Annotated in this window: 24 protein-coding genes; 11 read left to right on the forward strand and 13 right to left on the reverse strand. The window is 67.0% G+C overall.

The window, feature by feature from the left end; genetic code table 11:
• Positions 1–38: 38 nt before the first annotated feature.
• The 4 genes from BKM74_RS00545 to tsaB all read right to left on the reverse strand — a co-directional run bounded on the left by BKM74_RS00545 (position 39) and on the right by tsaB (position 2,430).
• Positions 39–473 carry a Fur family transcriptional regulator gene (locus BKM74_RS00545; RefSeq protein WP_086463754.1) on the reverse strand — a complete coding sequence of 145 codons (435 nt, stop codon included), beginning with the start codon at positions 471–473 and terminating at the stop codon, positions 39–41.
• Between the two features lie 179 nt (positions 474–652).
• Positions 653–1,045: a MucR family transcriptional regulator gene (locus BKM74_RS00550; protein WP_407668602.1), complete on the reverse strand. Its 393-nt coding sequence runs from the start codon at positions 1,043–1,045 to the stop codon at positions 653–655.
• A gap of 171 nt (positions 1,046–1,216) precedes the next feature.
• Positions 1,217–1,705, reverse strand: coding sequence for a ribosomal protein S18-alanine N-acetyltransferase (gene rimI / locus BKM74_RS00555; protein WP_086463755.1), 489 nt, complete (start codon positions 1,703–1,705; stop codon positions 1,217–1,219).
• 29 nt (positions 1,706–1,734) lie between these two features.
• Entirely contained in the window at positions 1,735–2,430 is a 696-nt protein-coding gene (tsaB, locus tag BKM74_RS00560; protein WP_086463756.1) for a tRNA (adenosine(37)-N6)-threonylcarbamoyltransferase complex dimerization subunit type 1 TsaB, read from the reverse strand.
• 134 nt (positions 2,431–2,564) lie between these two features.
• Here tsaB and ddpX point away from each other — a divergent pair, with 134 nt between their 5' ends.
• Together ddpX and BKM74_RS00570 are read left to right on the forward strand one after the other, a co-directional pair.
• Complete coding sequence (gene ddpX / locus BKM74_RS00565; RefSeq protein WP_086463757.1) at positions 2,565–3,125, forward strand: D-alanyl-D-alanine dipeptidase; 561 nt, start codon at positions 2,565–2,567, stop codon at positions 3,123–3,125.
• Between the two features lie 136 nt (positions 3,126–3,261).
• On the forward strand, positions 3,262–4,356 hold the full coding sequence (locus tag BKM74_RS00570; protein WP_086463758.1) for a polysaccharide deacetylase family protein: 1,095 nt from the start codon (positions 3,262–3,264) through the stop codon (positions 4,354–4,356).
• Positions 4,357–4,371: 15 nt separating this feature from the next.
• Here the strand turns inward: BKM74_RS00570 and BKM74_RS00575 are convergent, their stop codons facing one another.
• From BKM74_RS00575 to BKM74_RS00595, 5 genes are all read right to left on the reverse strand, one after another.
• A complete protein-coding gene (locus tag BKM74_RS00575) occupies positions 4,372–5,481 on the reverse strand; it encodes a glucosaminidase domain-containing protein (RefSeq protein WP_086463759.1) in 1,110 nt (369 codons plus the stop codon).
• 103 nt (positions 5,482–5,584) lie between these two features.
• Entirely contained in the window at positions 5,585–6,136 is a 552-nt protein-coding gene (locus BKM74_RS00580; RefSeq protein WP_086463760.1) for a NifU family protein, read from the reverse strand.
• A gap of 156 nt (positions 6,137–6,292) precedes the next feature.
• Complete coding sequence (gene trpS, locus BKM74_RS00585) at positions 6,293–7,294, reverse strand: tryptophan--tRNA ligase (RefSeq protein ID WP_086463761.1); 1,002 nt, start codon at positions 7,292–7,294, stop codon at positions 6,293–6,295.
• A gap of 113 nt (positions 7,295–7,407) precedes the next feature.
• The gene (murJ, locus tag BKM74_RS00590) at positions 7,408–8,955 is read right to left on the reverse strand and encodes a murein biosynthesis integral membrane protein MurJ (RefSeq protein ID WP_086463762.1); all 1,548 of its coding nucleotides are present in this window, start codon (positions 8,953–8,955) and stop codon (positions 7,408–7,410) included.
• Positions 8,956–9,012: 57 nt separating this feature from the next.
• A complete protein-coding gene (locus BKM74_RS00595; RefSeq protein ID WP_086463763.1) occupies positions 9,013–11,943 on the reverse strand; it encodes a [protein-PII] uridylyltransferase in 2,931 nt (976 codons plus the stop codon).
• A gap of 133 nt (positions 11,944–12,076) precedes the next feature.
• On the opposite strand from BKM74_RS00595, the gene BKM74_RS00600 reads away from it, so the two are divergent.
• Positions 12,077–13,297 (forward strand): NAD(P)/FAD-dependent oxidoreductase, encoded by a 1,221-nt coding sequence (locus BKM74_RS00600; protein WP_086463764.1) that lies wholly within the window; start codon positions 12,077–12,079, stop codon positions 13,295–13,297.
• A gap of 8 nt (positions 13,298–13,305) precedes the next feature.
• Here BKM74_RS00600 and BKM74_RS00605 read toward each other — a convergent pair whose 3' ends face one another.
• Complete coding sequence (locus BKM74_RS00605) at positions 13,306–14,721, reverse strand: penicillin-binding protein activator (RefSeq protein ID WP_140055999.1); 1,416 nt, start codon at positions 14,719–14,721, stop codon at positions 13,306–13,308.
• Between the two features lie 30 nt (positions 14,722–14,751).
• On the opposite strand from BKM74_RS00605, the gene rsmI reads away from it, so the two are divergent.
• The 6 genes from rsmI to BKM74_RS00635 all read left to right on the forward strand — a co-directional run bounded on the left by rsmI (position 14,752) and on the right by BKM74_RS00635 (position 20,477).
• Entirely contained in the window at positions 14,752–15,699 is a 948-nt protein-coding gene (rsmI, locus tag BKM74_RS00610; RefSeq protein WP_245825690.1) for a 16S rRNA (cytidine(1402)-2'-O)-methyltransferase, read from the forward strand.
• Complete coding sequence (locus tag BKM74_RS00615) at positions 15,696–16,073, forward strand: YraN family protein (protein ID WP_086463766.1); 378 nt, start codon at positions 15,696–15,698, stop codon at positions 16,071–16,073. The genes rsmI and BKM74_RS00615 overlap by 4 nt, the downstream gene beginning before the upstream one ends.
• A gap of 106 nt (positions 16,074–16,179) precedes the next feature.
• Positions 16,180–16,926: a BON domain-containing protein gene (locus tag BKM74_RS00620; protein ID WP_086463767.1), complete on the forward strand. Its 747-nt coding sequence runs from the start codon at positions 16,180–16,182 to the stop codon at positions 16,924–16,926.
• A gap of 3 nt (positions 16,927–16,929) precedes the next feature.
• Positions 16,930–17,775: a SirB1 family protein gene (locus BKM74_RS00625; RefSeq protein WP_086463768.1), complete on the forward strand. Its 846-nt coding sequence runs from the start codon at positions 16,930–16,932 to the stop codon at positions 17,773–17,775.
• 96 nt (positions 17,776–17,871) lie between these two features.
• Entirely contained in the window at positions 17,872–18,837 is a 966-nt protein-coding gene (gshB, locus tag BKM74_RS00630) for a glutathione synthase (RefSeq protein ID WP_086464217.1), read from the forward strand.
• 131 nt (positions 18,838–18,968) lie between these two features.
• Positions 18,969–20,477: a YifB family Mg chelatase-like AAA ATPase gene (locus BKM74_RS00635; RefSeq protein ID WP_086463769.1), complete on the forward strand. Its 1,509-nt coding sequence runs from the start codon at positions 18,969–18,971 to the stop codon at positions 20,475–20,477.
• A 17-nt stretch (positions 20,478–20,494) separates the two neighbouring features.
• Here BKM74_RS00635 and hemW read toward each other — a convergent pair whose 3' ends face one another.
• The 3 genes from hemW to rph are packed head-to-tail and all read right to left on the reverse strand — an operon-like array spanning position 20,495 to position 23,008.
• A complete protein-coding gene (gene hemW / locus BKM74_RS00640) occupies positions 20,495–21,670 on the reverse strand; it encodes a radical SAM family heme chaperone HemW (RefSeq protein WP_086463770.1) in 1,176 nt (391 codons plus the stop codon).
• 3 nt (positions 21,671–21,673) lie between these two features.
• The gene (rdgB, locus tag BKM74_RS00645; protein ID WP_086463771.1) at positions 21,674–22,285 is read right to left on the reverse strand and encodes an RdgB/HAM1 family non-canonical purine NTP pyrophosphatase; all 612 of its coding nucleotides are present in this window, start codon (positions 22,283–22,285) and stop codon (positions 21,674–21,676) included.
• Positions 22,286–22,288: 3 nt separating this feature from the next.
• A complete protein-coding gene (gene rph / locus BKM74_RS00650; RefSeq protein ID WP_086463772.1) occupies positions 22,289–23,008 on the reverse strand; it encodes a ribonuclease PH in 720 nt (239 codons plus the stop codon).
• A gap of 168 nt (positions 23,009–23,176) precedes the next feature.
• Between rph and hrcA the strand changes: the two genes are divergently transcribed.
• Together hrcA and grpE are read left to right on the forward strand one after the other, a co-directional pair.
• Positions 23,177–24,217: a heat-inducible transcriptional repressor HrcA gene (hrcA, locus tag BKM74_RS00655; RefSeq protein ID WP_086463773.1), complete on the forward strand. Its 1,041-nt coding sequence runs from the start codon at positions 23,177–23,179 to the stop codon at positions 24,215–24,217.
• Between the two features lie 30 nt (positions 24,218–24,247).
• Positions 24,248–24,880, forward strand: coding sequence for a nucleotide exchange factor GrpE (gene grpE / locus BKM74_RS00660; protein WP_086463774.1), 633 nt, complete (start codon positions 24,248–24,250; stop codon positions 24,878–24,880).
• The last annotated feature ends 24 nt before the right edge of the window (positions 24,881–24,904 follow it).

A 24,904-nucleotide genomic window follows, 5' to 3' on the forward strand; every position in this document is an offset into this window, starting at 1 on the left:
GTTCCTATTGTTTGGCCAGCCGTCTTATTTCAGCCGTTTTACTTAAGCGGGCGCCGGCGCGTCGAATTCAGCGGTATGCCGTAGAGCTCCAGGCGATGACCCACCAGCCGGTAACCGAGTTTCTCCGCGATCTCTTCCTGCAGCTTTTCGATTTCCTCGCTCTGGAACTCGACCACGGTGCGGGTTTCGATATCGATCAGATGATCATGGTGCTCTTCCGGCGCCTCTTCATAACGCGCCCGACCGTCGCCGAAATCGTGCCGCTCCAGGATGCTCGCCTCTTCGAGCAACCGGACGGTGCGATAGACAGTGGCGATAGAGATGCGCGGATCGATCGCCGTGGCGCGCTGATAGACCAGCTCGACATCGGGGTGATCGGTTGAATTGGACAGCACCTGCGCGATGACCCGGCGCTGCTCGGTCATCTTCAGGCCCTTTTCCAGGCACAAACGCTCAAGGCGTGACGGTTCCATCGGTGCAATTGCCTCCCATTTTATCTGCCGTGACTATAACCAAAACGACGCCGCAAACCAAAGCGGTTCGCGACGTCGCCTGACAGATAAAACCCGCCCGGCCCCAAACCTGACCACCGGAGTGGCAAGAAGGTGACAGCGGGCGGGCGGGCAACGTGGCGGCGGACGGCTGAAAAGCCTTATTCCGCCGCATCGCGACGCGCGCGCGTGCCCAGGCCAATGGCCCGTGCCAGCTTGCTGCGCTGCTTGGCGTAATTCGGCGCCACCATCGGATAGCTGGCCGGCAGACCCCACTTCTCGCGATATTCCTCGGGCGTCATGTCGTAGGCGGTCTTCAGATGCCGCTTCAGCATCTTCAGCTTCTTGCCGTCTTCCAGGCAAATGATGAAGTCGGGCGTCACCGATTTCTTCACCGGCACGGCCGGCTGCAGTTTTTCCTGCGGCGCCTGGACGGCCTCACCCAGATTGCCAAGCTTGCCATGCACCTGCTCGATCAGCTGCGGCACGTCATGCATCGCAATAGTGTTATTCGAGACGTAGGCAGAGACAATTTCGACCGTAAGGCGAAGCATTTCGTCTCTTTCGACAACGTCCGTCATTTGAATCGACATAAAACAACTCCGAATTAAAGACTGCTCTAGAATTAGAGTGTCCCTTGTTGAAATTCAATACTTACGTCTTCGCGACGATGAAATTTTCTACAATATTCATGGCAAAAATGCGGAGGCGCTAATAGCGACGCCCTAACCGACAAGGGTGCAGCGCATGTTCAGGGCGTCAGTTTGGCTTCCATCTATTTCCTTGTAATATTTCGCGCGGCGGCCAATCACGGAAAAGCCGGCGGCCTCATACAGTCTTTGCGCCGCCTGATTCTTTTCCGAAACCTCGAGGTACATAACGCTGGCACCGCGCGCCACCGCCTTGTCCATACAGGAGCGCAGCAGGTACCGGCCAAGGCCGCGGCCGGAATAATCCGGCAGCACGCCCAGCGTCAGCAACTCGGCCTCCCCGGCCACCAACTGGCACATCGCAAAGCCGACCGGCACGCGACCGGTCCGGGCATTGACCTTCAGCAACACGGAAAAGCCGCCGGTCACGGCAAACATGCGAGCGACGAAGTCCCGGCCCCAGGGCTGGTCGAAGCACAGCGCCTGCAGCCGCGCCAGCAGATCGATATCGAATGGCCCGGCCAGAACCGCACTGGCCCGAATGTCCCTCGCCTCTTCAGCCATCGGCCTGCCCGTCTTTCGATCCGTTCACGTTACGCCAGGGCGCGCAGCACCGGCGGGCGCGGCAGGGTGACGTCCGGCGCGCGCAAATATAGTGCCGTGACCGAGGCTGTGACCGGCCCGTCAGGCAGGGGCCGCGCCGCCGCCAGCCGCGCCACCGCGACCGGGTCGGGCAGGGCACTGTCGGCTGCCAGGGCGACATCGCGGCCGGCCCTTGCCAAGACTTCCAGCGCGGCCGGTGCGGCATCGCCCGCCAGCAACAGCGGACCGGCCGGCAGCAGCGCGTCCAGCGCCGCCGGATCGGCCGCCGCCGGCGCCGACAGCGGCGCCGCATCCTCGCCAAAGATCTGCACGAACACATCGCCGCGCCGCGAATCGATCAGCGCCACGGTCACGCGGCCCTGCCGCGCCGCCGGATCGACAGCGGCGGCCAGCGCTTCCAGCGTGGTGATTCCGGTCAGTGGCAATCCGGTTGCCAGCGCCAGCCCGCGTGCCGCCGCAAGCCCGATGCGCAGGCCGGTGAAGGAGCCCGGACCGACGGTCACGGCAAGCCGGTCGAGATCGGCGAAACCAAGACCGGCCTCATCCAGCGCCGCGCGCACCATCGGCAGCAGCGCCTCCGCCTGGCCGCGCGCCATCGCCTGGCGCCGCACGGCACGCACCGCACCGTCAGCCAGCACCGCGACGGAGCAGGCGGAAAGCGCGCTATCGAGAGCCAGAATCTTCACCGCCGCCCTTTCGATCCATCCAATCCGGCATTCATCCGGCGCTCTCCCGCGCCGCGCCGGGTCATGCTAGAACGCCTTTGCAAATGGAGATACACGGCCTCGGCACAAGAGGCAAACCGCGACAGGAAGGCACGATGCTTGTTGAAATTACCGAAGCGGAGCATGGCGTCGTCCTGGCGCTCGCCTATGCCACAGCCGACAATCTGACGGGCCGGCCGATCTATGGCCGCGCCGGCTGTTATCTGCATGTCGAGGCGGAGCCGAAACTGCGCCGGGCCGCCGCCCTGGCCGGCGCACTCGGATATCGCCTGAAGATCCTGGACGCCTTCCGCCCGCTGGAGGCGCAATGGGCGCTGTGGCACGCCCTGCCTGACCCGGATTTCGTCTCCGACCCGCGCACCGGCGCGCGGCCGCATTGCCGGGGTGCCGCGGTCGATCTCACGCTGATCGACGGCAGTGGCGCCGAACTCGACATGGGCACCGGCTTCGATGCGGCGACGCCACTGTCCTGGCATGGCAGCCTGGGCGTCTCCGTGACGGCGCAACGCAACCGGCATCTGCTGCTGGGCATCATGTCGGCCGCCGGCTGGGATTTCTATGACAAGGAATGGTGGCATTATCAGCTGTTCCAGCCGCGCCGCCTGCCGATCCTCAGCGACAGCGTCCTGCGGCCCGGCCTGATGAAACAGGCATGAGCGGCACGCGGATTCGCGAGCGTCAAAACGGTCTTTCATGTTATTATTAAACATAAAATAACGCGAAAACCTTGGCCCCGACCTGAATATCGACCCGGTTTGCGACCCAGTATTGTCACAAGGACTGCAGCTAGACATGGTGCGGATGACCCCAGCTTTTCTTGCCAGGACTTCTCTCTGCGGTGCCGTCCTGGCGGTATCCGTCGCGGCGGCGACGCCGCACGCCGTGGCCCAGAACACCACGGCCCAGAACGCCACGGGCAGCCAGACCGTTGGCGAGAACAGCTCGGCCGTCGTGCTGATGTATCACCGGTTCGGCGAAGAGGATCTGCCCTCCACCAGCATCCGCATCGACCAGTTCGAGGCGCATCTGGCCGAATTGAAGAGCGGCGGCTACCAGGTGCTGCCGCTGTCGCGGATCGTGGCCGCCTTGCGCGACCGCAAGCCGCTGCCCGACCGCGCCGTCGCGATCACCATCGACGACGCCTACCGCTCGGTCTATCTGGAGGCCTGGCCGCGGCTGCGCGCCGCCGACCTGCCCTTCACCCTGTTCGTCTCGACCGATGTGGTGCAGCGCAGCGGCGGCGATTATATGAGCTGGGACGAAATCCGAGAAATGGCGCGGGGCGGCGTGGAGATCGGCAACCAGACCGCCAGTCACGACCATCTGCCGACCCTGCCGCTCGACCGGGTGCGCGACGATATCCGCGCGGCCAATGCGCGCATCGAGGCCGAGATCGGGCAAAAACCGACCCTGCTGGCCTATCCCTACGGGGAATATTCGGCGGCGATCCGGGATCTGGTGGCGGGTGAGGGCTTCCTTGCCGCCTTCGGCCAGCATTCCGGCGTGGCGCACAGCCAGATGGACCGCCATCAGCTGCCGCGCTTTCCGCTGAACGAGAATTATGGCGGGCTGGACCGGTTCCGGCTGGTCGCCAACGCGCTGCCGCTGCCGGTCACCGAGCTGACTCCGAACGATCCGGTGCTGACCGGCAGGAACCCGCCGGCCATCGGATTCACCGTGATGCCCGGCATCGGCGATACGGCGCAGCTCGATTGTTTCGCCTCGCGCCAGGGTCGCACCATTATCGAGCGGCTGCCCGCCGGCCGGATCGAAATCCGCCTGAGCGAGCCGCTGCCCGCCGGCCGCGCGCGTCTCAACTGCACCATGCCTGGCCCGGAGTCGCGCTGGCGCTGGTTCGGCCTGCAATTCTACGTGCCGGAGAACTGAAGCGAAAACTGACCCTCAGCTCTCGTCCCGCCGGTTCGGGGCCTCATCCGCCATCGCCACGACCATGCCGCTGGCCAGGCTGGCCTGCTGCAACTCGTCCAGGCGATTGGCGCGGATGATGATGCGCAGCGTGCGCACATAATCCTGCCCGCGTTCCGAATAGCGCAGCAGATGACCGGCCAGCGCCTCGGCATCCAGCGGCTTGCCGGCAGCCCTCAGCGAGGCCCGCGCCGCGCGGAAATCATGATAGGCGGGATGGGTGTTCAGATTCAGGCTGTAGGCCGCCGCCGCATCGATGACACGGTCGAAGCTGCGCACCACATGGGCGGTGTCCGGTCCGCTGCCCGCCGGCTTCAGCCCGGCCGATTCGCTCCAGGCATACTGGCCGTACAGCGCATTGCCTTCACGGGCAAAGCGCGAGGTGCCCCAGCCGCTCTCCTCGATGGATTGCGCCAGCGCCAGCGCCACCGGAATTTCATCCACCCGAAGCAGCAGCGCCGCCAGATCGGGCAGGCCGCCCGGCTGCGCCGCCTCAAGACCGTAGGCGGCGGCGAGGCTGTTCAGCCAGCGCCGCTCCGCCGGGCCGGGCACCGCACCCGCCTTCAGCCGCGCGTCCAGCGCCAGCAGCCGACTGCGATCCTCGGCGATTTCCTCATTCACCCGCAGGATCAGCGGCAGCACCGTCTTGATGAAGATGCTCTTGCGTTCCTCGACCTCGCGCAGCTTGCGCAGATCGTTCGGCACCTGTGCCAGAAACAGCCGCGGGACATCGCTTTCGCCGGCCCGCACCGCCGCCAGATCATAGCCAGCCAGCTCGAACAGCTGGCGCGCCTCATGGCTGCGCCGGACGCTGGTAACGGTGCCCGGCAGCGGCGCATCAGCTGCACCGGTAAACAGCCGCACCCGGGGAAGGGCGGTGGCATATCGGGCCTTGGCGGCGGTTATGGCCGCGTCCGCCTGCGGCGGCTGCATCACGGTGGCGGTCGCCGCCGGAACGGCCTGCCCGATCCCCGATGCGGGATAATAGGGCAGGGTGGGTCCGGCAAAGATCGCCGTCGCCTGCAGCACAACCACGGCGGCGGCCAGCAGGCCGAGGGAAGAAGTCGCGAAATCGGGCTTCCGCATCCTCGTGTCGCTCCGTCTTGTTAAAACAAACCCCTTCCGCCCGCGCCTTGCGGCACGGCCATCGAACGCGGGAACGGTCGGGGGATCGGGGCGGGGGCGGCCGCTACATCGCGGCGCGTACCTCCGCAACCTCGGGGATATAATGCTTCAGCAGATTCTCGATGCCCATCTTCAGGGTCGCGGTCGAGCTGGGGCAGCCGGCGCAGGCACCCTGCATGTGAAGATAGACGACGCCATCCTCGAAACCCTTGAAGACGATGTCGCCGCCATCCTGGGCAACCGCCGGGCGGACACGGGTATCGAGCAGTTCCTTGATGGTCTGCACGATCTCGCTATCCTCGCCGGCCGGCGCCGCGTCGGCCGCATCATCGGCCAGCAGCAGCGGGTCGCCCGCCGTGAAATGCTCCATGATGGCACCCAGCACGGCCGGCTTCAGCACGTACCATTCCTTGTCGTCCCGCTTGGCGACGCTGACGAAGTCGGAACCGAAGAACACGCCGGTCACGCCATCGACGGCGAACAGCCTTTTGGCCAGCGGCGAGCGCTGGGCGGACTCGGCATCGGCGAAATCCGCCGTACCTTCTTCCATCACGCTACGCCCCGGCAGGAACTTCAGGGTTGCCGGGTTCGGCGTCGATTCGGTCTGGATGAACATGGCTATCACTCCACGCGACACGCGTTTTGCTTTGCTGACAGGATCAATTCAGGACCTATATGGTCCGAATTCCCTGCCGGATCAAGCGGACGCGCATCATGGCAGGTAATCGGATAGCGCCGGATTGCGGCGCGAAAACGGCAAAACCAAGGAATTCTAACGCAGGAAGCCGACGATATCGTGCACCTGATCGACGATCGGGGCGGCAATGGCGTTGGCCTTCTCCCCGCCCTCGCGCAGCACGGAATCGACATAGCCGGGGTCGGCGGTCAGGCGCTGCATCTCCAGCCCGATCGGCCCCAGCACCGACACGGCGAGATCAGCCAGCCGGGTCTTGAACTCGGCGAAGCCCTTGCCGGCGAATTCCGTCACCACATCGGCAATATCGCGATCCGACAGGGCCGCATAGATGCCGATCAGATTGGCGACTTCCGGGCGCGCCGCCATATCCTCGACGGATTCCGGCAGCGGCAGCGGGTCGGTCTTGGCGCGCTTCAGCTTCTGCGCGATCTCGTCCGGCCCGTCGGTCAGATTGATGCGGCTCTGGTCGGAAGCGTCCGACTTGCTCATCTTCTTGGTGCCGTCGCGCAGGCTCATGACGCGGGTCGCCGCGCCGAAAATCTGCGGCTCCGGCAGCGGGAAGAATTCGACGCCATACTGGCTGTTGAAGGCCTGGGCGATGTCGCGCGCCAGCTCCAGATGCTGCTTCTGGTCGTCGCCGACCGGCACATGGGTTGCCTTGTAGGTCAGGATGTCGGCGGCCATCAGGTTCGGATAGACGTAGAGCCCGACCGTGGCGTTGTCGCGGTTCTTGCCGGCCTTGTCCTTGAACTGGGTCATCCGGTTCAGCCAGCCCATGCGCGCGATGCAGTTCAGCACCCAGGCAAGCTCCGCATGCGCCGGCACGCGGCTCTGGTTGAACAGGATGTTCTGCTTCGGATCGACACCCGACGCGATCAGACCGGCCGCGACCTCGCGAATGCTGGCATGCAGCACCTTGGGGTCCTGCGGGATGGTGATGGCGTGCAGATCGACGACGCAGAAGATGCAGTCGAAATCATTCTGCAGCTTCACCCAGTTGCGGATCGCGCCCAGGTAATTGCCGAGATGCAGGTTTCCGGTCGGCTGGATGCCGGAAAAGATCAGATTATTGGACATGCGCGAAAACCCTGATGGGGAAAGCTGTGGATAAGAGCCGGGGACTATTCCCGCATCGCGCGGCCAGGGTCAAGTGCGGCATGCTCGCGGCATGCTCTCAGGGCTTTCGGCTCTCAGGGCTTTCGGCGCAGCATGCCCTTCAGCTCGCCCCAGCGCGCCGCGCCGGTGAGCTGGCAGGCGATGCCATAGAGCGCCGCCCCGGCGGCCACCAGCCCGGCCAGCACCGCGGCGCGCAGCGCCGGCGCCATGCCCTGGCTCAGGGTCCAGACCTCCAGCCCGGCCAGCAGCAGCCCGACCATGGCGAGGCAGGCGACCAGGATGCGCCAGGCCCGGCCGCGCAGCCTTGCATCCGGCACGAAGCCGCCGCGCCGCGCCAGGATCGTGCCCAGCAGCGCGACATTCAGCCAGGAGGAGAAAGCCGTCGCCAGGGCAAGCCCGACATGGGCGATGAACTGCATCAGCACCACGCCGACGACAATGTTGGCGGCCATCGCGGCGATCGCCACCTTCACCGGCGTCGCCGTATCCTCGCGGGCATAGAAGCCGGGTGCCAGCACCTTCACCGCAACATAGGCCGGCAGGCCCAGCGAATAGGCGGCGAGCGCCAGCCCGGTCGCCTGCGCGTCGGCGGCGGTGAAGGCGCCGCGCTGGAACAGCACCTCGACGATCGGGCCGGCCAGCACCACCAGCCCCGCCGTTGCCGGCAAGGTGAGTAGCAGCGCGATCTCCAGCGCGCGGTTCTGGCTGACCAGCGCCGCCGCATCCTCGCCGGCCTTCACCTGGCGCGACAGCAGCGGCAACAGCGCCGTGCCGATGGCGATGCCGACCACACCCAGCGGCAGCTGGTTGATCCGGTCGGCGTAATAGAGGTAGGAGATCGCCCCGGTCGGCAGCAGCGAGGCCAGCAGCACATCGACCAGCAGGTTGATCTGCATGACGCCGGCCCCCACCGCGGCCGGCAGCATCAGCCGGAACAGCTTGCGGATGTCGGGCGTGAGGCGCGGCCGCACCAGGCGCAATGGCAGGCCGTTACGGCGCGCCGCCGCCAGCAGGAAGAAGAATTGCGCGAATCCTGCGACCAGCACGCCCCAGGCCAGCGCATGGCCCGGCGTCTCGGCATAGGGAACCAGCGCGAACAACGACAGGATCAGGCAGATGTTCAGCAGGATGGGCGCCGCCGCCATCGCCGCGAACCGGTCGGTCGCGTTCAGCAGTCCGCCGATCAGCGCGACGAAGGAAATCAGCGGCAGGTAGGGAAAAGTGATGCGGGCCAGATCGACCGCGAGATCGAACTTGGCCGGGTCGGCGACGAAGCCGGGCGCGATGACCTGCATCGCCCAGGGCATGATCGCCTCCATCACGGCAAGGAAGCCCAGCATCACAACGGCCATCACCGCCAGGGTGCGCTGCGCGAAATCCAGCGCCGCCGCCCGTCCCTGCGTTGCCAGCAGGCCGGAGACCATCGGCACGAAGGCGATGGTAAAGGCGCCCTCGCCAGAGAGCCGGCGGAAGAAGTTCGGGAATTTGAAGGCGACGAAGAAGGCGTCGGCCACCGGCCCCGCGCCCACCAGCGCGGCGATGAGGATATCCCGGGCGAAGCCGGTGACCCGGCTTGCCAGCGTATAGCCGCCGACCGTGGCGATGTGGCGCAGCATCGACATGGCGAAAGGCTCTAGCCGATTTGTGAGAGTCTGGCGATCCCGATTTCGCGGGCGGCGCTATTCCGCCGCCTGCACCGTGGCCGATTTGCGGCGCTTTTCGCCCGAGTGCCCCTGGGCCTGTACCGGGGCCGAGGCCGCTCCAGGCTCGGCCAGGGCGGCGAGCAGCTTCTCGCGGATCGCCGACAGCTTGCTGGCATGCTCGACCTTCAGCCCGAACACATCCTTCACATAGAACACGTCGATGGCGGTCTCGCCATAGGTCGAGATCTTCGCCGAGGAGACCTGCAGCGAAAGCTGGTTCAGCGCCCGCGCGATATCGGACAGCAGGCCCGGCCGGTCGCGACCGTTCAGCTCGATCACCGTGTTGGTGGCGCTGGCCTTGTTGTCGATCAGCACGCGCGGCGGCACCTTGAACACGCGGGTCCGGCTGGGCAGCGCGCCCGCCGCCTTCTCGCGCAGCGCCTGACGCGGCTTCAGTTCGCCCGACATCGCCTTGTGGATCGCCGCCGACAGCCGCGCCAGCTTGCTCGGCTGGTCGAACGGCCCGTCGGTCGCGTCCTGCACCCAGAAGGTGTCGAGCGCCATGCCGTCGGCCATGGTGAAAATACGGGCATCGACGATGCTGGCCCCGGCAACCGCCATAGCGCCGGCCAGCCGGCTGAACAATCCGGGATGATCGGGCGTGCAGATGGTGATCTCGGTAACGCCGCGCTGGCCGTCGATGCGGGTATCGATCAGCAGCGGCTGGTCGATCTCCGCCGCCTCGCGCATCAGCAGGGCGTGGCGCACCAGTGCCTCGGTGTCGTGGCCGAGCCAGTAGGAAAGCGGCCCCTTGGCGAGATGCGCCTCGATTGTCTTCGCTGGCCAGTCCGGCAGTGCCGCCCGCAGCGCAGATTTGGCCTGTTCGGCGCGCGCCATGTTCTGCTGGCCGCTGGCCAGGGCCGCCTCCGACACCTCGCCGGACAGCACCTCGTCGGCCCGGTAATAGAGGCTGCGCAGCAGCGCCGCCTTCCAGTTGTTCCAGATCGCCGGGTTGGTCGCGCGCATATCGGCCACGGTCAGCACCAGCAGCAGGCGCAGCCGTTCCGGCGATTTGATGATCTCGCAGAAATCCTGAACCGTCTTCGGGTCGCCGATATCGCGCTTGAAGGCGAAGGCGGTGAACCAGAGATGGTTGCGCACCAGCCAGGCGACCGTCTCGGTCTCCTCGTCGCTGAGGCCGAGACGCGGCCCCAGCCGATGGGCCACCTTCTCGCCCAGCAGCGAGTGGTTGCCGCCGCGCCCCTTGGCGATGTCGTGCAGGAACATTCCAAGATAGAGCGCGCGGCGCGACAGCACCTTGTGCACCACCTCGCTGGCCACCGGCGCCACCTCGGCAAGCGCGCCGGATTCGATCTGGTGCAGGATGCCCATCGCCCGGATGGTGTGCTCATCCGTCGTATAGACGTGATACATGTCGAACTGCATCTGCGCCACGACGCGGCCGAAATCCGGGATGAAGCGACCCAGCACGCCGGCCTCGTTCATCAGCCGCAGGATGCGTTCCGGCCCCTTGCGTGAGATCAGGATATCGAGGAACAGCCGGTTCGCATCGGCATCGTTGCGCAGCGCCGCATCCACCCGCCGCAGATTCTGCGTGATCAGCAGCAGCGCGTCGGGATGCACGTCGAGATCATGTTCCTGCGCCGTATGGAACAGCCGGATGAAGTTCACCGGGTCGGCCTCGAACATATCCGGGCGCGGCACCGACAGGCGCTCGCCATCCAGAACGAAACCGTCGAAATTGCGCTTGCGGAACGGCAGGGACGGCAGGCGCAGCCTGGGGCGGCGCTGAATCTTCGCCTCAATGGCGGCGCAGACGATGCGGGTCAGATTGCCGACATCCTTCGCCACCACGAAATAATGCTTCATGAAGCGCTCGACGGCGATGGCGCCAGCATGGTCGGTATAGCCCAGCCGCCGCGCCATCTCGCTCTGCACGTCGAAGGTCAGCCGCTCCTCGGCGCGCCCGGTCAGATAATGCAGGTGGCAGCGCAGCGTCCACAGGAAGTCCTGCGCCTTGGCGAATTTGCGGCGTTCGGCGGCGGTCAGCACGCCAGCCTCCACCAGCCCGCTCACCGTCTCCGTGTGATAGACATACTTGCCGATCCAGTAGAGCGTGTGCAGATCGCGCAGGCCGCCCTTGCCCTCCTTGATGTTCGGCTCAAGCACATAGCGCGAGCCGCCGACCTTGCTATGCCGCGCGGCGCGTTCGGCCAGCTTCGCCTCGACGAACTCCAGCACCGTGCTGTCAGCAAGCTCGTCCCAGAAACGCTGCTGCAGATCCTCATGCAGCGCCTCGTTGCCCCAGATGATCCGCGATTCCAGCAGCGCGGTGCGGATCGTTACATCCTCACGGGCCTGACGCAGGCATTCATCCACCGACCGCGTGGCATGGCCGACCTTCAGCCCCATGTCCCACAGCATGTAGAGCATGTATTCGACGATCTGCTCGCCGCGCGGAGTCTGCTTGTAGGGCAGCAGGAACAGCAGATCGACATCGGATTGCGGCGCCAGCTCGCCGCGTCCGTACCCGCCGACCGCGACCACCGCCAGCTGCTCGCCGAGCGTCGGATTGGCGGAGGGGTAGGCCGTGCCGGCAGCGAAATCGGCCAGCGCCCGCACCAGCTCGTCGATCAGGAAGGCGAGGCTGCGCACGGTCTTTTCGCCGATCCGCTCGCCCGGCTTGTGGGCAAGAAAGCGCCGCTCCACCTCGTCATGGCCGGCCGCCAGCGCGTCGCGCAGACGCGACAGCACGCCGTTGCGAAGCTCCTGCGCCTTCAGATCGTCACGCGCCGCCAGCGCCGCCAGATCGCGGCGCAGCCTGACCGGATCGATGATCGCGGCCTTGTCGGCGACAGCGCCGCCGGGCCGTCCGGCGACCGCCTTGCCGGGCGTCTTGCCCGATTCCTTACCCAGCGGGGCCTTGCCCAGAATCGAAGACAACATCCTCTTGCTTTCAGCCGTTTCGGGAAGCCCGTTCCCTCGCTATAAGATAGCGCTAAAGCTAAGCGATTTAAGGCCCCCGCACCACGCCTATCCGGGATCGTGCCCGGCCGAACCATCAGGAAAGCGCCCTATCGTGAGCGACCAGGTTCCCAACAGCCCCGTGAACAGCACGGACATCGCCATCGTCGGCGGCGGCGTCATCGGCAGCGCCATCGCCTATTTCCTGGCCAGCGATCCCGGCTTTTCCGACCGGGTCACGGTGATCGAGCGCGACCCGACCTACGCCCGCGCCTCCACGCCCTTGTCGGCCGGCGGCATCCGCCAGCAATTCTCCACCCCGGAGAACATCGCCATCGGCCAGTTCGGTGCGGCTTTCCTGAAGCGCGTACCCGATCTGCTGGAGGTCGAGGGCGAGCGCCCCGACATCCATTTCGTCGAGGGCGGCTATCTGTTCCTGGCCAGCGAGGCCGGCCGCGCCATCCTGGAGCGGAACCACGCCACCCAGCGCGCCCAGGGCGTCGATGGCACGGTGCTGCTGGAACCGGACGAGCTGGCCCGCCGCTTCCCCTGGCTCAGCCTCGACGGCCTCGCCCTCGGCTGCCTCGGCGTGCGCGACGAGGGCTGGTTCGACCCCTTCACCCTGTTGCAGGCCTTCAAGCGCAAGGCGCGGTCACTGGGCGTCACCTATCTGAAGGACGAGGTGGTCGGCATCGAGCGGGATTCTGGGCGGGAAGGGGGGCGCATTACCGCCGTCACCCTGCGCGAGGGAGGTCGTCTCGCTTGCGGAACGATGGTGAACGCGGCCGGTGCGCAAGCCGGCCGGCTTGCGGCGCTGGCCGGAATCGCCCTGCCAGTCGCGCCCCGGAAGCGCTTCGTCTATGTGTTCGACTGCCGCACACCCATCGCGCCACTGGCGCCACTGACCATCGATCCGTCCGGGGTGTATTTCCGGCCCGAGGGCAAGGGCTTCATCGGCGGCGTCTCGCCGCCCGAGGACCGCGACCCGGATTCCGACGATCTGGAGGTTGAGTACGATCTGTTCGAGGAGGTCGTCTGGCCGGCGCTGGCGGCGCGCGTGCCGGCCTTCGAGGCGATCAAGCTGACCGGCGCCTGGGCCGGGCATTACGATTACAATATCGTCGATCAGAACGGCATCGTCGGCCGCCATCCGGAGATCGCCAACCTGATCTTCGCCAACGGCTTCTCCGGCCACGGGCTGCAGCAGAGCCCAGCGGTCGGCCGTGCCGTCGCCGAACTGATCCTGCAGGGCGGCTATCGCAGCATCGACCTGACCCGCTTCGGCTATGAGCGCTTCGCCCGCGACGAACCGATCCTGGAGCTGAACGTCGTCTAGTTAATCCGTCAATTTATAAGCGGCTGGAAGCTCTGCGGCGCCGGATCGATGACGCGACGCTGGCCATCGCCGATTTCATAGACCGCGAGACCGCGCTCGTTCAGCCCGTCGGGCTTGAGCCGGAAAATGCCGTTCACCCCGGCAAAGCCCTCCGGCGAGGTCAGCGTCTCCAGGCTGAAATCCGGCTGGTCACGGTCGCGCGCCAGCAGCGCCACCAGCGCCGTGGCATCGTAGGCAAGGCCGGCCACCAGCGGCGGGCGGGCGCCGAAAGCCTGCTGATAGCGGTTCTCGAAGGTCGCCCGCATATCGGCCGCGGGAGCGGCGTACCAGCCGCCGCCCAGTGTCGGCTCGCCGGCGATGGAGGCATCGTCCCACAAGGTGGTGCCCAGCATCCGGACCTTGCGGTTATCGACATCGAAATAGGCCAGCATCGGGGCCAGGCTGCGCAGCCGCTGGCCGGCATCGGGCAGCAGCACGGCCTGATAGGGCAGTTCCTCCACCGTTTCCATGCGTTCCAGCCGCGCCAGCGCACGCCTGGAGGCCTCGTCATCGCGCCCGGCGAGCCTTGCCTTATCCGATGCCAGCGCGCGCTTGCGCTGGTCGTAATCGGCGAACTGGCGGGCGATCTGGGTGAAATCCCCAGTGCCGGGATTGTACAGCGTGGCGCGTACGGTCGTCGCCCCGGCTTCCTGCGTCGTCTCCTGCAGGGCACGCGTGACCGAACGGCCATAAGGCGTGTCGGGGGCCAGCGCGGCATAGCGCACAATGCCCTGCGCGGTAGCGTAGCGCACCACCCGCGCCACCTGGTCGCGCGGCAGGAAGCCCAGCACGAACACGCCCTGGTCGGCGACCGCCTCGTCATTCGAGAAGCTGAGAACCGGCACGCCGGCCTGATGCGCGTAGGGGGCGACGGCGGTCGTCGCCGCGGCGAACAGCGGCCCCAGGATGATCTCGGCGCCGTCGGCCAGCGCCTGCTGCGCCACCGCGCCAGCCTCCATGGGGTCGGCGCCGGTATCGTAGGGGCGCAGCTGGAAATCGGCATCCGCCACGTCGAACAAGGCAAGCTGGGCCGCGTTCAGCAGCGCCTGGCCGATGCGCGCCTCCGGGCCGCTCAACGGCAGCAGAATGGCGATCCTGACCTGGCCGCCGGGCGCGCGGACCGACGGCGGAATCAGCGATGGCGCGGCCGGCACGGTGGAGAGCGGCCCCTGAGTGGCCGGCGGCGGCGTTGCCGGCGCCGATGGTGCCGGCGTGGCCAGCGCCGGCCCGCTGGCTGAATCGCCGAATATATCGCTGCCAAGGCCCCGCGAGCCGCCGCAGCCGGCCAGCAGCGGCACCGCCAGAACACACACCAGGGCGATCGCCGCATAGGCGGAACGCTTTTGCGGCACGCCGCGACGCTTTAGCGTAGAAAGGCCAGACACCTGTTTCTCCAAGCTGCCATCGGTAAACCCATGTCGCGCTCCGTGATCGACCGCAAACCGCCCAGCCAGAGGCCGGCTGCCCCTACACTAGGTGATCGCCCTAAACCGGGTGACCGGAAGCCGGTCACGGCGCTGACGCCGGCACTCTACATCGTCGCCACGCCGATCGGAAACCTGGGCGATCTTACCATGCGTGCCCGCGACATTCTCGCTGCCGCCGATCTGGTGGCCTGCGAGGATACAAGAATCACCGGCAAATTACTGACCGCCTTCGGCCTGAAGCGTCCACTCATTGCCTATAACGACCATAATGCCGATAAGGTTCGCCCGACCCTGCTGGACGCGCTGCGTCAGGGTAAGGCGGTGGCGCTGGTCAGCGATGCCGGCACGCCGCTGGTGTCGGACCCGGGCTACAAGCTGGTGCGCGACGTGGCGGCGGCCGGGCTGGCGGTCACCGCAGCCCCTGGCCCCTCGGCGCTGCTGACGGCGCTGGTGCTGGCCGGACTGCCAACCGACCGGTTCCTGTTCGCCGGTTTCCTGCCGCCCAAATCCGGCGCGCGGCGCACCGCGCTGGGCGAACTGGCCGCGGTACCGGCGACGCTGGTCTTCTACGAATCCGGGCCGCGCCTCGCCGCCAGCCTTGCCGATATGGCGGCCGTGCTGGGCGACCGTCCCGCCGCCGTGGCGCGCGAGCTGACCAAACTGTTCGAGGAGGTGCGCCGCAATCCGCTCTCGGCATTGGCGGCGCATTATGCCGAGGCCGGGCCGCCGAAGGGCGAGATCGTCGTCGTGGTCGGCGCACCGGCAGCGCAAGCGGCCAGTGCCGACACGCTGGATGCGGCCCTGCGCCGGGCGCTCGCGGACAACAGCACACGCGACGCCGCCGCCCTGGTGGCCGGGGAGACCGGTCTGCCGCGCAAGCAGGTCTATGCCCGCGCGCTGGAGCTGGCCCGGGAGCAAACCCGGGAGCAAAAATGAAGCGCCGCAGCCGGCAGGAACGGCAGCGGGCGCGCCGGCGGGGCATCGCGGCGGAGACGCTGTGCCTGTGGCTGCTGCGGCTGAAGGGCTACCGCATCCTGGCGCGCGACCTGCGCACCCCGGTCGGCGAGATCGATATCGTTGCCCGGCGCGGGCGCACGCTGGTCGCGGTCGAGGTGAAGCGGCGCGGCCGGCTGGAGGATGCCGCCGAGGCCATTGGCCGGGACCAGCGCCGCCGCATCCTGCGCGCGCTCGGCTGGTTCGCCCAGCGCCAGCCGGATGGGGACCGGCTTTCCCTGCGATTCGACGCCATGCTGCTGGATGGCGGCCTGCTGCCCCGCCATATCCGTGACGCCTGGCGGGAAGGTGTCTAGCCGCCGCAATCTTACGGGCTGCATGACGGCCCTTTTTCTGCGACATTTCAGAGGCACAGTACCGCTCATCTTCGCCTCACGCGCCGATTCGGGAACCACAGACTCCATGATCCGCTCTCGTTTTCTGCTGCTTTCCATCCTTTTCGCCCTTTCCCTCCCGGTCCTCGCCGCCTGCACGCCGCTCGGCATCGCGGTAGGCGCCGGTGCGACCGCCGGCGTTGCCGCGCAACAGGAGGGCGGGCTGAACACCGCCGCCAGCGACACCGGCATCCGCGCGCAGATCAACCGGCTCTGGTTCGAGAAGGACATCGAGATGATGCGCCGCGTCGGCCTGTCGGTCTCCAATGGCAGGGTGCTGCTGACCGGCGTGGTGCCAAAGCCGGAAGACCGGGTGGAAGCCGTGCGGCTGGTCTGGCAGGTCCAGGGCGTGCGCGAGGTGATCAACGAAATCCGCGTCGATGGCGAGGAAGGCTCGCGCGGCGGCAGCTACGCCACCGATGTGTGGATCAGCACGCAGCTGCGCAGCAAGCTGCTGTTCGACAGCCAGATCAACGCCATCAATTACAGCGTCGAGACCATCCACAGCATCGTCTATCTGATGGGCGTGGCGGTCAGCCGCGAGGAGCTGGAACGCGTCATCAACCACGCCCGCAACATCAGCGGCGTGAACAAGGTCGTGAACCATGTGCTGCTGAAGGGCGATCCGAAGATACGCGCGCCCTCAGGCGCCCCGGAGAGCGGCCCGACACCGAATGCCACCCCTGCCGCCCCATCGGCGGACAGTCCGGTCACGCCCATCGAACCCGCGCCCTCCTCGCAATCGGCGCCGATACAGCGCGTGCCGTTGCAATAACAGATGGAGAGCGGCACGGAAGCGAATGCCATCCTTGCCGGCCTTGCCACCTGCGGCGCGGCACCGTTCGATATTGCCGGGGCCGGCCTGGCGCTGGCCAGCTTCGACCGGCCGGGCGTCAGCTTTTCCTGGTACCGCCGGCATCTGTCGGAACTGGGCGAAGCCCTGACGGAGACACTGGCCGACACCGCCCCCGGCCAGGATCGCGACATCGCCGGCTGCGCCGGGGCGCTGAGCGACGTGATGGCCGGGCGCTTCGGCTATCAGGGCGACGAGCTGACCTATGACGACATGCAGAACGCCAATCTGATGCGCGTGATCGAGCGCCGGCGCGGCCTGCCGGTGGCGCTGGGCATCCTCTATATCCACACCGCCCGCAGCCAGGGCTGGCAGGCCGAGGGGCTTAACTTCCCCGGCCATTTTCTGATCCGCCTGCAGGCTGCCGGCGGCCGCGCCATCCTCGACCCGTTCCATGGCGGTCGGGCGCTGGAGGCGGTCGATCTGCGCCAGCTGCTGACCGCCATCGCCGGCCAGGACGCGACCCTGCTGCCGGACTATTACGAGCCGGTACCGGACCGCGATATTCTGTTACGGCTGCAAAACAATATTCTGCTGCGGGCGGTCCGGCAGGGCGAGTTCGAGCGCGCGCTGTCGGTCATCGGCCGCATGCTGCTGTTTGCCCCGGACCATGTGCCGCTGTGGCGCGAATCGGCGCTGATCAATGCCCGGCTGGAACGCATGGGTGCCGCCATCGAGGCGCTGGAGCGCTTCGTCGAACTGGCACCGTCCAGCACGGAGCGGCACGAGGCGGCGGCGCTGCTGCAGGCCTGGCGCGGTCGTCTGAATTAAACCAACAACTAAGCCGGCAACTAACCCGATTGGGTTGCTTGGTAAGAGGCTCTATAGTGCCGGCAAAACCATTCCTCTTTGGGAGTTATGCCGGCCATGAGCCTTGCCGTCGCCATCCAGATGGACCCGATCGAGCCGATCAATATCGACGCCGACAGCACCTTCGTGCTGGCGCTGGAAGCCCAGCGCCGCGGTCACGCGCTGTTCCACTACACGCCGCAGGATCTGTCGCTGAAGGGCAACCGCGCCATCGCCCGCGCAAGATCACTGACCGTCCGGCGCGAGAAGGGCAACCACGCCAGCATGGGTGCGCCTGAGAGCATCGACCTCGCCACCATGGATGTCGTGCTGCTGCGCCAGGACCCGCCCTTCGACATGAGCTACATCACCACCACGCATATCCTGGAGCATGTGCATCCGGGCACGCTGGTGGTGAATGACCCGGTCCATGTGCGCAACGCGCCGGAAAAGCTGTTCGTCACCCATTTCCCGGATCTGATGCCGCCGACGCTGATCACCACCGACCGCGCGGAAATTCTCGCCTTCCGGGCCGAGCACAAGGACATCATCGTGAAGCCGCTGTTCGGCAATGGCGGTTCCGGCGTGTTCCACATCAAGCCGGATGACGAGAATCTCTCGGCCTTGCTGGAGACCTTCACCCAGCTCTACCGCGAGCCGATCATCGTGCAGCGCTATCTGCCGGAAATCCGCCAGGGCGACAAGCGCATCATCCTGATCGACGGCAAGGCGGCGGGCGCCATCAACCGCATCCCGGCCGATGGCGAGGCGCGCGCCAACATGCATGCCGGCGGCAAGGCGATCGCCAGCCAGCTGACCCGCCGCGAGCAGGATATCTGCGACGCCATCGGCCCGGCCCTGCGCGAGCGCGGGCTGCTGTTCGTCGGCATCGACGTGATCGGCGATTACCTGACCGAGATCAACGTCACCTCGCCGACCGGCCTGCAGGAAATCGACCGTTTCGACGGTGTCAGCCTGGCGGCGCAGATCTGGGACGCCATCGAGGGCAAGCTGACCAGCCGCACCGGGGTTGCGTCGGCATAGAAGCTGGTTTCCAGCCGTATATAAAATCCCTCTCCCCTTCCGGGGCGAGGGATTCTTGAGTCCCCACAAACTTTCCGCTGGCCCGAACTCCCTGCGCCCCATACCATCGCAGGTAGCAGCGGGGAGGACGGATGGTCGCGCGGGTCAACACGGTCGCGTTCCAGGGCATCGAGGTGCTGCCGGTCGATGTCCAGGTGCAGATGGCGGCCGGCCTTCCCGCCTTCACCATCGTCGGCCTGCCGGACAAGGCGGTCGGCGAAAGCCGGGAGCGGGTGCGCGCCGCCCTTGGCGCCATGGGGCTGGCATTGCCGCCCAAGCGCATCACGGTGAACCTCGCCCCCGCCGACCTGCTGAAGGAAGGCAGCCATTTCGACCTGCCGATCGCGGTCGGGCTGCTGGTCGCCATGGGCGTGCTGCCGGGTGAGGAGATATCCGGTTATACCGTGCTGGGCGAGCTGGGACTGGACGGCTCCATAACATCCGTCGCCGGGGTGCTGCCTGCCGCCATCGGCGCCAGCGCCGCGGATCGCGGGCTGATCTGCCCGGCGGCCTGCGGCGGCGAGGCGGCCTGGGCCGGGCGCATCGAGATATTGGCGGCGCCGACGCTGCTGTCCCTCATCAATCATTTCAAGGGCACCCAGGTGCTGACCCCGCCCGAGGCGCTGCTGGCCGGGGAGGAAGAACGCTACCCCGATCTGCGCGACATCAAGGGGCAGGAGACGGCGAAGCGGGCGCTGGAGGTGGCGGCAGCCGGCGGCCACAACCTCCTGATGATCGGGCCGCCCGGCTCCGGCAAGTCGATGCTGGCGCAGCGCCTGCCGGGGCTTTTGCCGCCGCTCGACCCAGCGGAAGCGCTGGAGGTCAGCATGATCCATTCCATCGCCGGCCATCTGGAAGGCGGGCGGATGCGCCGGCGGCGGCCGTTCCGCGACCCGCACCATTCCGCCTCGCTGCCGGCGCTGGTCGGCGGCGGCATCCGCGCCAAGCCGGGGGAAATCAGCCTCGCCCACAACGGCGTGCTGTTCCTGGACGAACTCCCCGAATTCGCGCGCGGCACCCTCGAATCGCTGCGCCAGCCGTTGGAATCCGGCCGCGCCGTGGTCGCCCGCGTCAATGCCCATGTCACCTATCCGGCCCGGGTGCAGCTGGTGGCGGCGATGAATCCCTGCCGCTGCGGCCATCTGGACGATCCTGCGCTGACCTGCGGGCGCGCACCGCGCTGCGCGCTGGACTACCAGTCGAAGATTTCCGGCCCGCTGTTCGACCGCATCGATCTGCATGTCGAGGTGCCGGCGGTCAGCCCGTCCGACCTCGCCTTGCCCAGCCCGCGCGAGGGATCGGCCGAGGTGGCGGCGCGCATCGCAGCGGCACGGGCGATCCAGCGGACACGCTATACCGGCACGGACATAAGGGTGAACGCGCAGGCCGACGGCACACTGCTGGAGGAGGTCGCCACACCCGACGCCGCCGGCAAGGCGCTGCTGGCCGAGGCGGCGGAGCGCATGAAACTGTCGGCGCGCGGCTATCACCGGGTGATGCGCGTCGCCCGCACGCTGGCCGACCTCGCCGGGGTGGAGCAGGTGGGCCGTATCCAGATCGCGGAGGCGCTCAGTTACCGCCGCGTCGCCCCCGGACGATAAAGGGGGGACGGTAGGGTTTAGCCCAGCAGCGCCGGCAGCAGGGCGTTCAGGCGCTGGCGGCCCTCGGATGTCGCGCGCAGGCCGACCGCGTCGGCGATCAGGAACCCGCCTTCGACCAGCCGATCCAGCCGTTCCGCATCCAGTGCGCCGCGCATCTCCTGGCCGGTCTCGCGGATGAAGCGGTCCGCCGGCACGCCCTCGACCGTGCGCAGCCCCATCATCAGCATCTCGGTCAGCCGTTCTTCCGGGAGTACCGGCAGCTCGGCCTGGGTGGCATGGCCGTCGCGCTCCACCCGCTCCAGCCAGATCTGCGGCGCGCGGTGCTGGCGGGTCGCCAGCTTCTCGCCCTCAATACTCAGCCTTCCATGCGCGCCGGGGCCGATGCCGGCATAATCGGCATAGCGCCAATAGGCGAGGTTGTGCCGCGATTCCTCGCCCGGCCTTGCATGGTTGGAAATCTCGTAGGCCGGCAGGCCGGCCTGTTCCAGCACCGCCTGCGTCGCCTCATAGAGGGCGGCGCCGGTATCCTCGTCGGGAATCTTGAACTCACCGCGGGCATGGCGCAGATGGAAGGGCGTGCCCTCCTCGATGGTCAGCTGATAGGCCGAGATATGGCCCACCGCATGGGACAGTGCCTGGCGCAGCTCCGCTTCCCATGCTTCCACCGTCTGGCCGGGCCGGGCATAGATCAGATCGAAACTGAAACGATCGAACAGCCGGGCGGCTATATCGACCGCTTCCAGCGCCTCGCGCGCAGAATGCTCGCGGCCCAGGAATTTAAGGTCGGCATCGTTCAGCGCCTGCACGCCGAGCGAGACCCGGTTCACCCCGGCGCTGCGGAAGCCTGCCAGCAGCGCCGCCTCGACCGAGGTCGGGTTGGCCTCCAGCGTGATCTCCACGCCATCGTCAAGGCGCCAGCGTTTGCCGATCTGCTCGATCACCGCCGCCGCCGTCGCCGGCTCCATCAGCGAAGGCGTGCCACCACCGAAGAAGATCGAGCTGACGGTGCGGCCCGGCGTGCGGTCGGCATAATGATCGATCTCACGCAGCAATGCCGCCCGCCAGCGCGCATGGTCGATGCTGGCCGAGACATGGGAATTGAAGTCGCAGTAGGGGCATTTCGACCGGCAGAACGGCCAGTGGACATAGACGGCCAAACTGTCCGGGGTACGGGACGTTTCCGGTGCCGTCATATCTCAGGCCTTGAAGCAGGCCTCGACCAACTGCCGGAACGCCGCCGCCCGGTGGCTGGTCGCGTGCTTCTGGTCGGGGTCGATCTCGCCATAGGTCAGGCTCTCGCCTGTGGGTTGGCCCGCCGGGCGGAACATCGGGTCATAACCAAAGCCCTTGTCCCCGCGCGGCGGCCAGACCAGACCGCCCGCGACCGTGCCCTCAAAAATCTCGACATGGCCGTCCGGCCAGGCCAGCGCCAGCGCGCAGACGAAGCGGGCACTGCGATCCGTTTTGCCGGCCAGCGCGTCCTCGACCTTCTGCATCGCCAGGCCGAAATCCTTCGACGGGCCGGCCCAGCGCGCGGAGTAAATGCCGGGATCGCCATTCAGCGCGGTGACGGCGAGGCCGGAATCGTCGGCCAGCGCCGGCAGGCCCGAGGCTTCCGCCGAATGCCGGGCCTTCAGCTCGGCATTGGCGCGAAAGGTGGTCCCGGTCTCCTCCGGCTCGGAAATGCCGAGATCGCCGGCAGACACCACCTCCACCGCGAAGGCGCGCAGCAGATCACCGATCTCCCGCACCTTGCCGGGATTGTGGCTGGCAATGACCAGCTTCTTCTCCGTGAACCGGCGGGCCATGGCTCAGTCCAGTCCCAGCGCCTTGCGCTGCAGGATCGCCAGATCGGCCACGCCCTTGTTGGCGAGATCCAGCAGCTCGGCAAGCTGCGCCTGGCTGAAGGGCGCGCCCTCGGCGGTGCCCTGCACCTCGACGATACCGCCGGTGCCGGTCAGCACGAAATTGGCATCAGCCCCGCAATCGGAATCCTCCGGATAGTCCAGATCAAGCACCGACTGGCCCTTGTAGATGCCGCAGGAAATCGCCGCCACTGAATCGCTGAGCGGGATTTCCTTGATCATGCCAAGCTTCAGCAGATGCTGGAATGCCTGATACAGCGCCACATAGGCGCCGGTGATCGCCGCCGTGCGGGTGCCGCCATCGGCCTGCAGCACGTCGCAATCGATCTTGATGGTAATCTCGCCCATCTTCTCGGTGCGGGTGATGGCGCGCAGCGAACGGCCGATCAGCCGCTGGATTTCCTGGGTGCGGCCGCTCTGCTTGCCCTTTGCCGCCTCGCGGTCCGTGCGGGTATGGGTGGAGCGCGGCAGCATGCCGTATTCCGCCGTCACCCAGCCCTTGCCGGCATTGCGCAGGAACGGCGGCACGCGATCCTCGATGGAGGCGGCGCACAGCACATGTGTGTCGCCGAATTTGGCGAGGCAGGAGCCTTCGGCGTACTTGGACGCACCGGGCTCAAGGGTAACGGCGCGCATCTGATCCGGCGCACGGCCCGAGGGTCGCATAATGTCCTCCACGATCTTGACTGGTCTTCAGCTTTCGGCGCGCAAGCTAGCCCCATGCGCGCGGCGCGTCGAGGACACATTGACGCTGTGCCGGGGCGTACCTAGATTCGGAGGGCTTCGAACAACCCGAAAGCCATGGATTTGTACGGAATTTCAACGCCGCCACCAATGTCGGCGGTCGGTCAGCTGAATGAACGGTCGCGGGAGATATTCCGCCTCATCGTTGATGCCTATATGGAAACCGGCGAACCGGTCGGCTCGCGCACCCTGTCGCGCCGGCTCGATCTGTCGCTGTCGGCGGCGACGATCCGTAATGTCATGGCCGATCTGGAAGCGGCCGGCCTGCTGTTCGCGCCGCACACCTCGGCCGGCCGCCTGCCCACCGAGGCCGGCCTGCGTATGTTCGTGAACGGCCTGCTGGAAGTCGGCCGGCTGACCGAGAACGAACGCACCGCCATCGAGGCGAAGTGCGCCGCGCTTGGCCGCTCCTTCGGCGACGTTCTGGAGCAGGCGACGACGACCCTGTCGGGCCTGGCGAACTGCGCCGGCCTCGTCATGGCGCCAAAGCAGGATGACCGGCTGAAGCACATGGAATTCGTCAGCCTGGCGCCGGACCGCGCGCTGGTCGTCATGGTGTCCGACAATGGCATGGTCGAGAACCGGGTGATCGAGCTGCCCGCCGGCATGCCGCCCTCGGCGCTGATGGAGGCGGGCAATTATGTCAATGCACGGCTGAACGGCCGCACCATCGAGGAGGCAAGGCTGTTTATCCAGCAGGAGCTGGAACAGCACCGCGCGCAGCTCGACTCGCTGTCGCAGAAGGTGGTCGAGGCCGGGCTCGCGACCTGGACGGCCGGTGACGATTCAGGCTATCTGATCGTGCGCGGGCAGGCGCGGTTGCTGGAGGATGTGACCGCGCTGGAGGATCTGGAGCGCATCCGCACCCTGTTCCAGACGCTGGAAACCAAGGAAAGCCTGATGCGGCTCCTGGAGGCGACGAACAAGGGCGAGGGCGTGCAGATCTTCATCGGCGCGGAGAACCAGCTGTTCGGCCTGGCCGGCTGCTCGATGATCGTCGCCCCCTACGCCAACAGCCGCGAGCAGGTGCTGGGGGCCATCGGCGTCATCGGCCCGACCCGGATGAACTATGCCCGCATCATTCCCATGGTCGATTACACGGCCAAGACCATCGGCCGCATGATCGGCTGATTCAAGAAAACCGGAAGCAAGCAGCGAACCATGACACAGAACACCAATCCGCAGAACGATGCCGCCGAAACCCAGGAACCGGAGGTGACCGCCACCGCCGAGACCGAGGCGCAGGAAGCCATGGACGAGGCCGGTTCCACCGCCGGGGACGCCGAGATCGATGAGGCCACCCGGGCGCTGGCCCAGGAGCTGGCGGATACCCGCGACAAGCTGCTGCGCGCCGTCGCCGAGATCGACAATATGCGCAAGCGCGCCGAGCGCGACCGCGAGCAGGACCGCAAGTTCGGTATCGCCAATTTCGCCGGGGACGTGGTCGGGGTGGCCGACGATCTGCGCCGGGCGCTGTCTTCCGTGCCGGCCGAGGCGGCGCACGAGCCCGCCGTGAAGGCGCTGATGGAAGGCGTCGAGATGACCGAGCGCGTGCTGCTCGCGGCGCTGGAAAAGCACGGCGTGCGCCGGGTGGCGCCCGAGCCGGGCGAGCCCTTCGACTATAATTATCACCAGGCCATGTTCGAAGTGGAGAACAGCGGCCAGCCGGCAGGCGCCGTCGTGCAGCTGCTGCAGCCGGGCTATGTCATCCATGAACGGCTGCTGAAGGCCGCCATGGTCGGCGTCGCCAAGGGCGAGGCCAAGCCGGCCGACCGCGTCGATACCTCTGCCTGACCTGTCGCCCTTTCGGCGCCAAGC

It is taken from the genome of Oceanibaculum nanhaiense, from assembly GCF_002148795.1.
Classification (GTDB): Bacteria; Pseudomonadota; Alphaproteobacteria; order Oceanibaculales; family Oceanibaculaceae; genus Oceanibaculum; species Oceanibaculum nanhaiense.